Source organism: Paenibacillus nicotianae, assembly GCF_042681745.1.
GTDB lineage: Bacteria > Bacillota > Bacilli > Paenibacillales > Paenibacillaceae > Saccharibacillus > Saccharibacillus nicotianae.
On sequence record NZ_JBHUGF010000010.1, the window covers coordinates 518,898 to 534,866 of the forward strand.

At 38.6% G+C, this 15,969-nt stretch carries 11 protein-coding genes and 1 other annotated feature; of the genes, 7 read left to right on the forward strand and 4 right to left on the reverse strand.

Annotation, left to right across the window (positions count from 1 at the left end; genetic code table 11):
* Positions 1–155: 155 nt before the first annotated feature.
* Positions 156–3,299 carry a transglycosylase domain-containing protein gene (locus ACFSGI_RS06470; protein WP_204823346.1) on the reverse strand — a complete coding sequence of 1,048 codons (3,144 nt, stop codon included), beginning with the start codon at positions 3,297–3,299 and terminating at the stop codon, positions 156–158.
* A 173-nt stretch (positions 3,300–3,472) separates the two neighbouring features.
* Positions 3,473–3,741: a binding site (T-box leader), on the forward strand.
* A gap of 94 nt (positions 3,742–3,835) precedes the next feature.
* On the opposite strand from ACFSGI_RS06470, the gene tyrS reads away from it, so the two are divergent.
* Together tyrS and ACFSGI_RS06480 are read left to right on the forward strand one after the other, a co-directional pair.
* The gene (gene tyrS / locus ACFSGI_RS06475; RefSeq protein ID WP_204823347.1) at positions 3,836–5,089 is read left to right on the forward strand and encodes a tyrosine--tRNA ligase; all 1,254 of its coding nucleotides are present in this window, start codon (positions 3,836–3,838) and stop codon (positions 5,087–5,089) included.
* Positions 5,090–5,314: 225 nt separating this feature from the next.
* Entirely contained in the window at positions 5,315–7,372 is a 2,058-nt protein-coding gene (locus ACFSGI_RS06480) for a methyl-accepting chemotaxis protein (RefSeq protein ID WP_204823348.1), read from the forward strand.
* A gap of 192 nt (positions 7,373–7,564) precedes the next feature.
* Here the strand turns inward: ACFSGI_RS06480 and rpsD are convergent, their stop codons facing one another.
* Positions 7,565–8,164, reverse strand: coding sequence for a 30S ribosomal protein S4 (rpsD, locus tag ACFSGI_RS06485; protein WP_204823349.1), 600 nt, complete (start codon positions 8,162–8,164; stop codon positions 7,565–7,567).
* 401 nt (positions 8,165–8,565) lie between these two features.
* Here rpsD and ACFSGI_RS06490 point away from each other — a divergent pair, with 401 nt between their 5' ends.
* The 4 genes from ACFSGI_RS06490 (at position 8,566) to ACFSGI_RS06505 (ending at position 12,793) form a co-directional block, all read left to right on the forward strand.
* Positions 8,566–10,536 carry a sensor domain-containing diguanylate cyclase gene (locus ACFSGI_RS06490; RefSeq protein ID WP_204823350.1) on the forward strand — a complete coding sequence of 657 codons (1,971 nt, stop codon included), beginning with the start codon at positions 8,566–8,568 and terminating at the stop codon, positions 10,534–10,536.
* 179 nt (positions 10,537–10,715) lie between these two features.
* On the forward strand, positions 10,716–11,831 hold the full coding sequence (locus tag ACFSGI_RS06495) for an aminopeptidase (RefSeq protein ID WP_204823351.1): 1,116 nt from the start codon (positions 10,716–10,718) through the stop codon (positions 11,829–11,831).
* A 208-nt stretch (positions 11,832–12,039) separates the two neighbouring features.
* Positions 12,040–12,297 carry an HPr family phosphocarrier protein gene (locus tag ACFSGI_RS06500; protein WP_069329023.1) on the forward strand — a complete coding sequence of 86 codons (258 nt, stop codon included), beginning with the start codon at positions 12,040–12,042 and terminating at the stop codon, positions 12,295–12,297.
* 196 nt (positions 12,298–12,493) lie between these two features.
* Positions 12,494–12,793, forward strand: a complete 300-nt coding sequence (locus tag ACFSGI_RS06505) for an Fpa/YlaN family protein (protein ID WP_069329024.1) — start codon at positions 12,494–12,496, stop codon at positions 12,791–12,793.
* A gap of 73 nt (positions 12,794–12,866) precedes the next feature.
* Here the strand turns inward: ACFSGI_RS06505 and cax are convergent, their stop codons facing one another.
* A complete protein-coding gene (cax, locus tag ACFSGI_RS06510; RefSeq protein WP_204823352.1) occupies positions 12,867–13,931 on the reverse strand; it encodes a calcium/proton exchanger in 1,065 nt (354 codons plus the stop codon).
* Positions 13,932–14,123: 192 nt separating this feature from the next.
* Between cax and ACFSGI_RS06515 the strand changes: the two genes are divergently transcribed.
* Positions 14,124–14,486, forward strand: coding sequence for an Asp23/Gls24 family envelope stress response protein (locus ACFSGI_RS06515; RefSeq protein WP_204823353.1), 363 nt, complete (start codon positions 14,124–14,126; stop codon positions 14,484–14,486).
* A gap of 91 nt (positions 14,487–14,577) precedes the next feature.
* Here the strand turns inward: ACFSGI_RS06515 and ftsW are convergent, their stop codons facing one another.
* Positions 14,578–15,810, reverse strand: coding sequence for a putative lipid II flippase FtsW (ftsW, locus tag ACFSGI_RS06520; RefSeq protein ID WP_379283933.1), 1,233 nt, complete (start codon positions 15,808–15,810; stop codon positions 14,578–14,580).
* Positions 15,811–15,969: the final 159 nt, after the last annotated feature.

A 15,969-nucleotide genomic window follows, 5' to 3' on the forward strand; every position in this document is an offset into this window, starting at 1 on the left:
GAAGATGCTTTTTTCGTTATATCTTTAGACTATACCTGTTTAAAAGAAACCATTTGAAGAGCATCTATCATTAGTTGTAATCAAGAAATAAAGAAAACAGCGAGTGCCGATTCATATCAAATCGGTACTCGCTGTTAAGTCAATCCATATTCACTTTATTTCCCTTTATATTGTATTGGTGATGAAGGTGGTGAAGAACCACTTTCATTGACCGCCACTACATAAAACCAACCGTCTATTTTACGGCTAGAATTATACTGGAACTTGGTATCCGGTGTTGATCCAGCTAGATTATAAGGCCCACCACTTGTTTTACTAAAGTATACATTGTAGTTAGTTGCTTGAGAAGGAGCACTCCAAGAGATCACGACTGCACTTTTGCCTGCACCTTTAGCACCCAGAGAAGAAGGAGCAGAAGGAGCTACTTTTGCTTTAGCAGGAGCCGCTTCTTCGGTAGCCGCAGCAGGTTCAGTAGACTCTCCTTCGGCTGGAGTTGTGCCATCAGTTGCAGGTTCTTCAGTCGTTCCATCCGGTAATAAAGTGCCTTCATCTGGCTCTTCTACTGGTACAGGTGCTGCACTATAATCAACAGTATTACTTGGACTGGATTCATGTCCGCCCACATCAACAGCAGTCACATAGAAAGAGAAATTACCATTCGCAGAAACAAACGAATTGAATTGACTACTGCCTAATTGTGCTGATTTTTGATATTGATAAGATCCATCACCGGATGAACGGTATAGACGATAACCGACGACATCACCAGATCCTCCAGAGTTAAATGTAATACGAGCATCACTACCGCTAGTGGATAAGCGTACATTGCTAGGCGGATTAGGTGAGCCACCATCATCTTGTCTTGGATCGATGCGTGTTGGAGCATCTGCGCCTGCATCTTCCGGTAAATAACGCCATAGCGCGTATTTAGGGCCTGACATATTAGCAAGAGCATGCTGTAAATCTTTAATCAATTCAGAGATAGGCATTTCGCGTTTCACTACGGTACGTTGATTCACCATATCGTCCGGTGTACCATCTTGTGGAATATAATTCACACCATTGTACGTAATATATTTCGCGTAAGCTACACCATCATCAAAGTCTTTAGGTACATATTTAGCATTGAAAATATCGGTGACAAGATTACCGGATTGTCTTGTCGCAGACGTAGGTAATTTACCACTGAATCCAGAGACGGTTTGCGTTACAATTCCGTCTGGTTTGGTAAATGCGTCTGTTTTGAACAATTCAGGATCACTATCGGTCACTTTGTTCATAATCGTTGCCCATAACGTACGAGCGCGTTTTTTCCCATCTTCTGATAGGGTATTAACAGGTTCACGATATCCTGCCCATACTCCCAGCGTTACATCCGGCGTAAAGCCCATAAACCATACATCTGCATAGTTCTGAGTTGAACCCGTTTTACCTACGATCGGTATTTTGCCATATTTATTAAATAACGTCTGCATCGTTCTACCTGTACCACGCGAATCAGTAATAACAGTACGAAGCATATCGGTCATCAGATAAGCGGTTTGTTTGGAAAAGACTCGTTGTGGATCAGCTTTGTGCTTATACACAATTTTGTTATAAGGATCGACAATTTTATCAATCATATAAGCATCATTGAATATTCCCTGATTGGGAATAGAACCATACGCATTCGTTAATTCTTCGACAGTCACTCCGTATTTAAGACCGCCTAATACTCCGGTTTGTGCAGAGTAATCCGTATCTTGAATCGTAGTAATACCTAGTTTTTTGGCAAATGTCCATGCTTTATCAATACCTACTTTTTGATTAAATAGTTTGAGTGCAGGTACATTTAAAGATTCATCCAGAGCAGTACGAGCAGTCACTAGACCTTGATAACGTCCATTTGCATTGGCAGGGATATGATAACCTTTGCCTCCGTCTTTCAAAATAATCGGTGCATCATCCAGAATACTTGCTGGTTGTACCAGACCGGCATCCAGAGCAGGTAGATAAGCAGCGATCGGCTTCATCGTAGAACCCGGCTGACGTGTCATCTGGGTAGCATAGTTCATTTGTTCTTCTTGGAAGCTACGACCTTCGATCATTCCTAGAATAGCGCCAGTCTTATGATTAATCATCATAGCGGCTGTTTGTTCTTTGCCTTTGGTATTGCTATCAGGTGAGAAGTTGCTGCTATCTTCTGCTACTTCGTGCATCGTGTTATAGACCGTTTTGTTAATCGTGGTATAGACACGATAACCACCAGTTAGCAATTTCTGACGAGCATCTTCATACAGTTGATTGCGTTCTTCTGAAGATAAAGTAGACATATCCAAATCTGGATTTTCCATTTTTACAATCGTTTGTGCGCCTTGTCGTTCAATCTCCATCATAAGATAAGGATATTGAGAGTACGCTTTAGCTGTTGGTTTGGCAAGTGCACCTTTAAGATCAAAATTGATTGCTTCATTGTATTCACTGGCTGTAATTTTGCCTAATTCTTTCATCCGTTCAAGAACCAGTTGTTGCCTGCCGACAGCACGTTTAAATCCTTTTTCATTAAATTTACCGCTACTGTCAAAAGCAGAATAAGCTGTTGGTAATTGAGGTAGCCCTGCAATATAAGCGGCTTCAGCAATATTGATTTTACTTAGATCGTTTACAGCAAAAATCCCTTTGGCTGCTGCTTTGATTCCAAAAATATTATATCCACTTGAACCTTTACCAAAAGGCATTTTGTTCAAGTAAGCCGTCAAAATTTCATTTTTGGTCATAAAGCGTTCGATACGAAGAGAAAGCAACATTTCTTTGATTTTGCGATCATCTGTTTTATCCAAGTTCAAAAAGACTCGTCTCGACAATTGCTGTGTAAGTGTACTGCCTCCGGTTTGGACGGATTCATTCAGTACACGCTGTTTGACAGCACGCAGCGTACCATTCATATCTACACCTTTATGTTCATAAAAATGATTATCTTCTATGGAAATAATGGCGTCGATGACAGGTTGAGGAATCTGTTCATAAGTCACCAATCGACGATCTTCTTCTGTACGAAGTTGTCCAATCGGGGAACCGTCATTAAAATAAGCAAAACCGGTCACTGCATTTTCGTTAATTTTTTTGACTATTTCTTCACGCGAACGCACAGGTTCGTCTTTTACAATCGAAGAAACGTAGCCCATCAAAAGACCTCCACCAAACAGGCAAATGGCAAAACCAGCAATAACTACCCATTTGAAGATAGTGAGTAATTTGCGGAACCCAGAGTGCTTGCTAGCGGACTTATTTGTTGGACGCTTGTCCTTCTTTTCAGCCATGTAACTTCCCCCTTTTACCAGCCACTATTATATCATAAAAATTACGCTATAATCAGTTTCTTCTGAACGATAAAACCGGGATGGGCACAAAGTCGGATGTGAACAAGCATTGACTTGTTTGTAAAAGGTATGTTATAAAAGTGATACGTTCAAGCAATCTACAATTACATAACACAAAGACGAAGAAAGACACCCAGTAGAAGTGGAGATTACCGTTCTCAGAGAACCGATGGTTGGTGCAAATCGGCAAGCGGACTTCCTTTGAATTACAGGTCTGGAGTCGTTTGATATTAATAGTTCTATTGATAATATCAAGCCGGAATGAAGATTCCGTTATATATAATGAAGTGAGAAGCTGAATATATCTTATGATGTTATACATATCAGATATAGGATCAGTCTTCTAATTAGGGTGGTAACGCGAGGCCTGCTCGTCCCTTTATGGGGATGGGTAGGTCTTTTTTGATGCTCATTTTCAAGGCAGGCACTCTAGCGGAAGTGATCCGTATCATAATGAAATAGGGAGCGAATAGATAATGAAATGGGAAGAACTAACACCGGCACAACAAGCAGAAGTGGAAAAGCAATTAAGTGTAATCGAACGAGGAACAGCAGAGATTATTCCTGAAGATGCTTTGCGTCAAAAAGTAATCAAGTCTGTAGCAACAGGCAAGCCATTAACAGTCAAATTAGGTCTTGATCCGTCTGCACCTGATATCCATATTGGTCATACCGTTGTTTTGCAAAAGCTTCGTCAATTTCAAGAATTAGGACATCAGGTTCAATTAATTATTGGTGATTTTACAGGACGTATCGGTGATCCTACAGGTAAATCAGAGACACGTAAGCAATTAACCGAAGAACAGGTTAAGCATAATGCAGAGACATACAAAGAGCAGATCACCAAGATTCTTGATCCTAGCAAAATGAAAGTATACTTTAACTCGGAATGGTTAAGTCCGATGAATTTTGCTGATGTAGTCAATCTAGCAGCGAAAGTCACAGTAGCTCGTATGCTAGAACGTGATGATTTTACAAAGCGTTACCAGGGCGGTCAGCCTATCAGTATTCACGAATTTTTCTACCCGTTAATGCAAGGGATGGATTCGGTAGCTCTTGAAAGTGATATTGAGATTGGGGGTACTGACCAGAAGTTTAACTTGTTAATGGGACGTACATTGCAAAAAGAATACGGTAAAGCCTCTCAAGTAGCGATTACTTTACCGATTATCGAAGGATTAGATGGCGTTCAGAAAATGAGTAAAAGTCTGGGTAACTACATTGGGATTGACGAAGAGCCGAATGAAATTTTCGGTAAATCGATGAGTGTGCCTGATGAATTAATGCTCAAGTACTACGAGTTAACAACAGATATTTCAAATGAAGATCTGGCTGCACTCAAAGCAGGGCTTGCAGACGGTTCTGTTCATCCACGCGATGCCAAAATGAATCTGGCACAACATTATGTACGTATGTTCCATAATGAAGAAGCAGGAGTAGCCGCCAAAAATCATTTTGTGACTGTATTCCAGCAACGTGCATTACCGGACGATATTCAAGAAGTAGTAGTGGACGAAAGCCTGTTAGAAAACGGGCAGATCGGTCTGATTAAATTGGTTATGACTTTAGGATTTGCAACATCTACCAGTGAAGCTAGACGTAGTATTCAACAAGGTGCTCTCAAAATCAACGAACAAAAATATGATGATGTCAATGCAAGTATCGAATTGTCCGATGGAGATATCGTACAAGTAGGTAAACGTAAATTTGCCAAAATTAAAAAAGCGTAATAGATATTTATACAACTTCACTAGAAATACATTGCAACCTTTAGTATTACTTCGGTAATGCTAAAGGTTTTTTTGTGTAGATTGCTGATAAGGAAACTAATATTCAAAAAATAGTCAGTTGTTTGTCAAATATCTCAATGTGAAACTATTAATATTATGTATCAATTTGTCGATATAAGTAGAATGTGGGTTTTATTATAGATAAAGAGAGGATAGGTAATTACATTGCGTAGATTCAAGTTTAAAAGTATCCAGGCACGTACATTATTGACATTACTTCCGATTGTTATTATTGCTCTTGTACTCATTAGTGCACTATCGTATCAGTTTGCCAAGCAGAAGCTTAACACTGAAATTAACACAAATGCGGCAACAACATTAACAGGATTAAATGAAAATTTAAACAGTCAATTAAAACAAAATTCAATGATTGTATCATCACTTGCAGCAGCTACTGGAGAATTAGGTAATAATCTAGATATAGCAGATTATTTTAAACTCACTGAACGCTGGCAAATGTTAAGTCCATTTACGTATGGAGTAGGTGTTTTCTTTGCAGAAAATCAATATGAGCAAGGTGTAAAATACCGTTCTGCTTATGCAATTCGAGATGGCGACAAAATTACAACGACTACAGAATATGATGATCCAGCTTATGATTATTTAACACAACCTTACTATACCGGCACGCTTAATAATTTTGATAAAATTTATTATACCGAGCCATTTACTGATTCAGTTAGTAAAATCAAAATGATTACAGCAGGTAAAACGATTCGTAATAATGATGGCCAGGTGCTAGGGGTAGCTTTGGCAGATATTAGTATGAATAATATTAAAGATTATGTAAATAACCTTAAAATAGGTACAGCCGGTCGCGCGATATTGATCAGTGGTAAAGGTGAAGTCCTTGCTAGTGGTAGACCTGAGATTGTAGCTGATACGCCTCTCAAAGATGAAAAAATAGACGGTATGGATGCAGTAGCTAATCTAATCAATAAAAATCAAACCGGTCGTACTGTATTAAATATTCAAGGTGAATTAAATACGATTTTCTATATGACTGTGCAAGAAACAGGTTGGAAAATTGCTGTCGTTCTACCTGATTCTGAAATTCAACAGCCTACTCAAGAACTGCTACATATTCTAATTATTGTAGGCGCAATCGGTATCATCGTTATAAGTGCCGCGATTTTGTGGAATAATATAGGGATGATTCGAGAAACACGTAAAGTAGTTGAAGTTAGTCGCAAAATGGCTGTAGGCGATTATTCTGCACGATTATTGAATCAACGAGCTGATGAATTTGGACAGATGGCTAATGAATTTAATAAAGTGTTAGATTCGACCAGTGGTATTATGAATCATCTGAATCAACAATCAACGATGATTCAAAGCGCAGCTACAGAGATTGCTCAAGATTCAACAATGGCTGCTACAGATGCAGGTTATAATGTGAAAGAGTTGCAACAAATGGAAAGTGGCGCTGAATTACAATTAAAAGCTGCTGACGAAAGTACGGTAGCAATGGAAGAAATGGCGATCGGTGTACAACGGATCGCAGAATCAGTACAAGAAGTATCAGAAGCGACTGTTATTATAGAGCAAAAAGCAGAGCAAGGTAATCAACATCTTAACAAAGCAGTTCAACAAATTGATAGAGCTAAAGTAGTGATGGATGAAGCTGGACGCATGGCAGCTTCACTAAACGAACGTTCTCAACAGATCAGTAGTATTATTGATATGATTCAAGCGATTAATAAGCAGACTACATTGCTTGCTCTGAATGCTTCTATCGAAGCAGCACGCGCAGGAGAAGCGGGTCGTGGATTCGCTGTAGTGGCGTCTGAGATCAGTAATCTAGCCAATAACGTTGGAGATTCGGCTAGATTGATTACTGAGCAGATCGTTTCTATGCAATCTGAAACGTCTGCGGTCGTAAATGGAATGAAAGATGGTTCAACCCAGGTTACCGAGGGCATCAATATGTTAGAAGATACGAAGCACATGTTTGCTTCGATTAGTGGAGATATTGAAAGTGTAGCTGGCGAGATTCAAGAAGTATCATCTGCTTCTGAACAAATGTCAGCCGGTGCAGAAGAAGTCACAGCATCCTTGAACAACCTGGCGGATATTGCCAAATCATCGGCAGTCCGTGCAGCAAGTGCAACCGAGCGTTCTACACAGCAATCACAATCGTTACAGAAGTTACAAGCTTCTGCACAATCTTTAGATGCTGTATCGGATGCTTTGAATGAATTGATTTCTAAATTCCGTACTTGATAATATGTTCACTTCATTAATCGTGGTATAGATCAAAAAGAATAAGATAGACCAAAAAACCGTCTGCAATATGCTGGCGGTTTTTTTCTATAGTCATCTGTTGTAGTTGGTGTAGAGTAATGATTGCTATATCAATCAACAAGCAAATAAAAAAGCTGCCAGAGAATTCTCTGACAGCTTGGAATTTAAATCTTAACGGTTGTAGAACTCAACGATTTGTTTTTCGTCGATTTCTTGAGACAATTCAGAACGCTCTGGCAAACGGATATATTTACCTTCAACAGCGTTTTCGTTGTACTCGATGTAAGCAGGCAAGTGTGAACGGTTTTCGATAGCTTCTTTAACAGAAGACAAGCTACGGCTTCTTTCACGAAGACCAATAACATCACCTGGTTTTACGGAGTAAGAAGCGATATCTACTTTTTTACCGTTAACAGTGATATGACCATGGGATACCAATTGACGTGCTCCAGCGCGGCTGTTAGCAAAACCAATACGGTAAGCCAAGTTATCCAAGCGGCTTTCTAGCAAGAACATGAAGTTTTCACCAGCAATACCTTGAATTTTTTGTGCTTTAGAGAACAAAGTACGGAATTGTTTTTCGCCCAAACCATACATGTGACGCAATTTTTGTTTTTCTTGTAATTGCATACCATAGTTACTCATTTTACGACGTTGGTTCGCTCCGTGTTGACCTGGAGGGAAAGGACGTTTCAAATCTTTACCATTGCCGCTTAGGGAAATACCAAGACGACGACTTAATTTAAATTTAGGACCAGTGTAACGTGACATTTATAATAAGCTCCTTCGTAATTAAAGTTTTATTTTGAAAATAAACATTCCGGGGCTTTGGGTCTGTGATTCATGTTGCCGCGTTTTGTTTATCGTAGGCTCGGATAGGAAGCGTACTACTAGCAAAAATGTTCAGCCGCAGTCTTGCTAGCAACAAAAAGCGTGAGGGTGAAACAACGTTACCCCAAATTAAAGTCTATCCAGTCTTCATCAATAATAAATTATATAGGAAACAGTGATCTGTCGTCAATAGGTTTGTAAATATTGTTTATGTAAAATTTGCTACGAGTTATTTCTGTATTAAATATGGGGTGCAAACTATAGCATAAAATTGTAGAATGGGTGTATTAATGTTAAGAAATTTAGTCACCTATTAGTATTCGTGAAAGGAGGCATTTTATATGTCAGACAATCAATGGAATTATCCAGTGCAAGCCTGGCGTACCGAAGAAGGACATGCCTCCTATCCGGTTGTATCAACTGCTGACGAAACGTTCTGGCTACAAAATCTGGATATTAATCCTGAAGATTTTCCGCATATTGAACCGTTGTTGCAAGAAAGTCTTGAAGATTGGCAACAACAAAATCATTCTCAAATGCGGATAGGTAATGCACATTGGTTTTTAATAAATCATATGCATAAATATATAGGCGGAGATCAGACAAGCGATCATTTGATACCAAAGATAGATATAGCAACCTTAACTCATCCTACGAAGCAGGAACATTTGATTGAATATGATGAAGGGGCTTATCGATATACGATTATTCCTATTTATACCCGTCGTCGTCAGCAACAGTTTGCGATGATGGGGTGCGTTCAATTGCGTGATGACTCAGATTTATTATCTACAGAAGAAGTCAAATTGCTTGTTTTACATTATAAAACTTTATTTTACCGTCGTTTCGAGTATACATTTGTAGCAGATATGTTACATTCCAAAACACTAGCAGAGCGTGAAGCCCAGCGGCGGTCTGTATTGTTTCAAGTCATTCAACGTATGCATGATAAATTCGATGTAGATGCGCTGATTAACGAACTTTTTGCTATCGTAGATCAGATGTATCCACAGGTAGAGTTCGAATTGCTGGTATCGCAAGATAATAAAAGTAACAATGCCAGAGTAAAGCCGTTATTGTTGCAAAATCCAAAAGAAGATATGTGTGTACGTGCCTTTACAGCAGGGCAGCCGCTTATGGAAGTACATTCCAAATCTAAAGGATCTGATCGAATGGAAGTAGCGATTCCTTTGATTGGTAAGCAAGCAATCTACGGTGTATTTCATCTATTGTCTGAATCCCCTTTAGAGGAAGAAGATATAGAGCTAATGAGGATTATGGCAGAAGCGGCTGGACGCACTTTTGAAAATGCCAAATTATATGAACAATCACAGTTGCTAAATGAAGATCTTCGTTTGATCAATGAGATTACAAGAAGACTTAATCAAAGTCTGCAATTGAATGAGATTTTTGATATTGCAGGTAAAGAATTATTAGATGTATTCAAAGCTGAAACAGTAGCTGTACTTCATCTGAATACAGAGACCGAGCAATTTGAAGTCGTAACAGGTAATGTTCCAAGTATGGAAGGCAAGTCAGTAGGCAAAGATCATGGATATACTGGATTACTATATCGAACCAAAGAACCGGTGATCTTATCTGATTATTGCAAAAATCCTAGCTTAGAATCGCTATTTATGAATGCATCGGGTTCTTGTTCAATGATTGCGTCTCCGTTAATGAGTGGTGGGGAAGTCAATGGATCGATCTTTTTAGGTCATCGCACCAGTCATTATTTTTCATATGGCAATTTTAAGCTTTTACAAGTCATTACAACGCATATTGGACTAGCAGTAGCTAATGCAACCCTACATGATGAAGTAAGACGTATGGCAAGCCGTGACGCGCTTACAGGGTTATACCTACGTCGCTATCTAGATGAAAAGATTCACAGTTATCAAAGTAAAGAAGATAGCGGAACTCTATTGATGGTGGATATTGATAAATTTAAACAGGTGAACGATACGTATGGTCATCAGATCGGTGATGAGATTTTGAAGCAAGTGAGCAATATGATTCAGTCCTCTATTCGAGAAGACGATATTGCAGCACGCTGGGGCGGAGAAGAACTGGCTGTTTATTTCCCGCAGATTGATGCAGAGAAAACAGAAGTGATTGCTGAACGGATTCGTGAAAAAATCGAACAAGAAACAAATCCAAAAGTGACAGTGTCTTGTGGCATTGCGGCATGGGATCGTAAAGACAAAAAGGTTAGTGTAGAGTCGTTATTTTATCGCGCAGATATGGCGCTTTATCAAGCTAAAAAAAGCGGACGTAATCAAGTATGTACCGATGAGAGCCCGAGAGAATAACATATGGAGTAGTTCTATGGATCATTATCGATAAGCGATATAGATGCTAGAGCTACTTTTTTTATTTTGTAACGACAGGTAAAGACAAGAAAGTTAACATCATGATACAATGTTTTTTGAATAATTAACCGTTGTTCAAAAAAATATTTAAAAAACTACTTATGAGGGGAAGATATGTGATGCAAGATCCTAGAGTGAAAGTACTAGCCAAAAATTTGGTTGAATATTCAATCGATGTACAACCAGGGGAAAATGTGTTGGTCGAAATGATCGGTAATGAACGTGATCTGTTAAATGCAGTAATTCATGCGATTGGCGAACGAGGCGGTAATGTGTTTGTTCAATTGACGGATCGTAAAGTTCAACGTGCTATGTTGATGAATGCGACAGAATCAAGTATGAAAACATGGGCTGCACTGGATCTAGAGCGTATGAAACAAATGCAAGGGTATATCGGTATTCGTGCAGGCGAGAATATCAACGATCTATCCGATGTTCCTGATGACAAACAAAAATTGTACAACAGTATTTATCAACATGCTGTTCATAGCGAGCAACGTGTTAAACATACGAAATGGGTTGTTCTTCGTTATCCAAATGCAAGCATGGCGCAATTGGCAGGAATGAGCACAGAAGCATTTGAAGACTTCTATTTTGACGTATGTAATCTAGATTACGCTAAAATGGACAAAGCTCAAGATGCATTAGAGCAATTAATGATCCGTACAGACAAAGTTCGCTTGGTCGGCAAAAATACAGATTTGCAATTCTCTATCAAAGATATCGGTGCCAAAAAATGTTCCGGTCAACGTAATATTCCAGATGGTGAAGTATTTAGCGCGCCTGTTCGTGATTCTGTTAACGGCGTTATCAGCTACAATACACCAACTGTATATAACGGCACTACTTTTGAAGGCATCACCTTCCGTTTTGAAAATGGTAAAATTGTTGAAGCAACAAGTAATGATACTGAAAAATTAAACAGCATTTTGGATTCAGATGATGGCGCTCGTCATATCGGAGAATTTGCTATCGGATTCCATCCGCATATTTTGCATCCGATGAACGATATTCTATTTGATGAAAAAATTGCAGGTAGTTTCCACTTCACACCAGGACAAGCGTATGAAGAAACAGATAACGGCAATCGTTCTTCGATTCACTGGGATCTAGTATTTATTCAACGTCCAGAATACGGTGGCGGAGAAATTTACTTTGATGATGTATTGATTCGCAAAGATGGAATCTTTGTTTTGCCAGAACTAGAAGCGCTTAATCCAGAGAACTTGAAATAATTATTTAATAAATACTATAAAAGATTGAAAATGGTAAAAGAGGTTATATATTGTTGAGAGCATCTTATACGCTATTCACAATCGTAACCTCTTTTTATCGCTCTCATCTGCTATAAGAAATGGGTTGCATAAGAAAGCGTATTCAATTATGATGTAAATGGAAAACCTGAATTGTTGAAAATTTTAGTCGGAGTAGGAGGGTTCTCAAATGGCAACAAGTAATACGAATAATGCCGCAGTAGTTGAAATCGCACAGACAGCAGGTCAGTTCACTTCTTCTATTGTTTTACAACACGAATCTAAATTTATTGATGTTAAAAGTATTTTGGGGCTATTTACAACACTTGTAAAAAATCAAGATTATGAGCTCCATGTACATGGACCAGACGAAGAAGAGGCTAAAAAAGCAGTAGTTGCTGCTTTTGAAAAGCATGGACTTGCCGTAAAACTTGCAGAAGGTCAATGATGAACAAAATGCTGCTGATTCCTTGTGAATCGCAGCATTTTTTGTATGTATTCATCATAAATCGATTTTTCAACAAATAGTTAAAATATAATGTAAATTCCTTTAATTTCGTTAGGGGTTCTTGTATTAGCCTCCAATTTCGTCTAATATTAATAGTAGTAGTGACTGACGATTCTCGAACATGGGGGGGAAGAGCATGACTTCATCTGATTTACAAGAGCAGTTGAATATAAAAGCATTGAATCTTCTACAAGAAGATGCAAATAAAATTGAAAAATTAATTGAAATACAGATGGAGAATTTGGATACTCGTTACTGTCCTCTGTACGAGGAAGTTCTGGATACTCAAGTATACGGCTTTTCCAAAGAAGTAGATTTTGCTATACGTGCTGGATTTGTTTCTGAGCCTGTAGGCAAACAGCTTATCAGCAACCTGGAGCGTAATTTGTCTGTGTTGTATGAAGCAATGAATAATAAACAACAGTCTGCTGAGTAGCAGACTTTGGTTACATAGAAACGCCTGTACCTTCCGAAGAGGGTACAGGCGTTTTTGGTTTGTTTGGTCTGATTTAGACAAGATAGAAAGATACACCGAGAATAATATAAGTCACTAACAGTAATAGCCCTTCATACCAGTTGGTAGAACCATCTTGGATAATCGATTTGGCAATAAATACAGATACCATAATCGCGACAAGTTCTAAGGTGGTAAATACAATATCCATCGTGTTGCCTAAGAAAAAGCTCACGAAAATCAATACCGGAGCAACAAAGAGAGCAATCTGTAGACTACTGCCGACAGCAATCTCAACCGATGCACCAATTTTATTTTTCATCGCTAACATAATAGCGGCACTATGTTCAGCAGCATTACCAATAATAGCTACTACAAATGCCCCGACAAATAGTTCACTGAATCCAAAGTCTGTTGTAAATGTCTCTAATGTACCTACAAGCCATTCACTGACAAAAGCAGTCATAACAGTAGCAATCACCAAAAACAAAATAGATTTGTTTTTAGACCATTTCGGTTCTTCATGATCTTCTGGTGCTTTGGGATCTTTCACATCTTCCAGATACTTTTTGTGCGTAATCATCGAGAAGATCAACCAGGCGATATAAGCAGCGATTAATAGTCCGGCTACAATCAGACTAAGTGTATCGACTTCGGTAGGCGTGATCGAATGGGTATTCAAAAATAAAGCAGGTACAAATAGCGCAATTACAGCTACAATCATCAATGAACCATTCATATTAGCAAGCGCTACATTAAAGTTCTGAATTTTATGCTTAACACCGCCTGCAAAAATACTAAGACCGAGTACAAGTAATAGGTTACCGATAATTGAGCCGGTTAAGCTGGCTTTGACCATATCGTATAATCCTTCACGCAGTAACATAATAGCAATAATCAATTCTGCGGCATTACCGAAGGTAGCGTTAAGAAATCCACCTAACCGTTGTCCGGCATAATGAGCTACACTTTCGGTAGCACGTCCTAGAAATCCAGCGACTAATACAACTGCTATAGCCGAGACTACAAATTGTAGAATAGGATTCAAATGTGCATAATGAGCAATAGCACTAAACACAAAAAAGATAGCCAATAAAATAGTAGATAAATGTTTCTTCATTCTGCACCCCTTTTTCTATATATTTTATGTAAATTCTTTAACATTATAACCAAAACAGTAGTGTATTTAAACCAATCAGGTGAGATAAAGTTTAGATTTTGGCAGAATGCTGATACAATAGAGGAGAAAAGTCAGCTTGATGTAGAAGTGTTTTATACAGATTATGGTTGAAGCTTTAGAGGAGGATGGGACATGACCGAATCATTACAATTGGAAATGGGTATTATCAAAATTGCCGATGACGTCGTAGCAAAAGTAGCGGGCATGGCCGCTTTAGAAACGCCAGGCATTGCCGCTATGTCTGGAGGATTATCCGATGGATTTGCCAAACGTCTAAGTGGTAAAAATGTACAAAAAGGAGTTACAGTAGAAGTCGGACAATTGGAAGCTGCGATTGATCTACGTATTATCGTTCTTTACGAGACTCCTATTCATGAAGTATGCCGCATGCTTCAACAAAATGTACGCGAAGCTGTAGAAAATTTAACCGGACTCAAAGTAGTTGAAGTCAACGTAAAAGTAGAAGGCGTGGCTTTTAAAGACGATATTTTGTAGAAATTTCAAGTTTAACTATATAAAAAAACGACGGTATCATGATCCGTCGTTTTTTTTACGTTTTTTATGCATTTTTTTGTACATTATCGTATTATTTCATGCGCATAGAGATCGAAGAGCGACCACTAATACGTGAATTGGTCGTTTGTGCTTTTTCACTAGCTACACGATTGGTTTCACGAGAAATACTTAACATGATTCCCATACTGGTCATCATCATAATCAATGATGTACCACCATAACTAATAAATGGTAACGTAACGCCTGTAATAGGAATTGTATTTGTAACACCGCCGATATTAATAAACGCTTGAATAGCTATCAGACTCATAATACCAACACCGACCAGTGTTCCAAAGATATCTGGACAACGTAAAGCAATAAACAAGCCTCGCCAGATAAAATATCCATATAACAGTAGGAATAAGCTGGTGCCTATAAATCCAAATTCTTCACCGATGACGGCGAAAATAAAGTCATTGTAAGGGTTAGGAAGATAATGAAGCTTTTGAATACTTTGACCAAAGCCTGCCCCTGTAAATCCACCGACACCAATAGCTGTTAGTGATTGTACAAGGTTGTAAGAACTTCCTTTTTCATCAGCCATCGGATCAAGGAAAGCTTCAATCCGACCTGCTTTGTAGCTACTTTCTTTACCGCTGTTATCATCGTGATTAAAAAGAGCACCTATACCGAGTACAAGTGATGCTCCAAGTACAAGTAAAAGAACAGAAGCCATAATATGTTTGACACTAGCGCCACCTGCAAAAATAATCAAACCTGCTGTTGCTACCAAAATCATACAAGAACCCAAGTCATTTTGTAAAAAGATCAAGCCAGCGATTAGACCGACAACGACCATGACTGGAATATAGCCACTACGCAGATCACGTAATTTTTCACCTTTTTTGGAGATCAAGGCTGCTAGATATAAAATAACAGCTAATTTGGCAAATTCAGAAGGCTGAAGAGAAAATCCAAAAATATTCAACCAGCTTCGAGCACCATTCAGTTCTTTACCGACCATGAGCACAATAACGAGTAAAGCTAAAGTAATTAGAAAAAAGGGCGCAAACCACTTTTTATACTTACTATAATGAGCTTTCATCGCGAAAAACATACCTACAAGACCGATAACTGCATATAAAATATGCTTTTTCGTAAAATACAAGGAGTCAAAGTTATAGTTTTTGTTCGTCCATGCAATGCTTGAACTTGCACTAAAGACCATAATAATACCAAAACAGACTAAAATGACAGTCATGATCAACAATTGAAAATCAGGAGCGCCTTTTGTAGTAATTTTCTGTGCAGGTTGCTGTATATTACGCACATTAGAATTTGAAGAAGGATTCGCATTCTGATAGCGATTAGCTGTTGTCTGGTTGTTTAGCGTTCGTGGCGAAGTATGTCTGATTTTATTCATAACCAGTCTCCAAGGATAGAACGGATATGTACAGATCAGAAGTATTAAAGGCAGTTA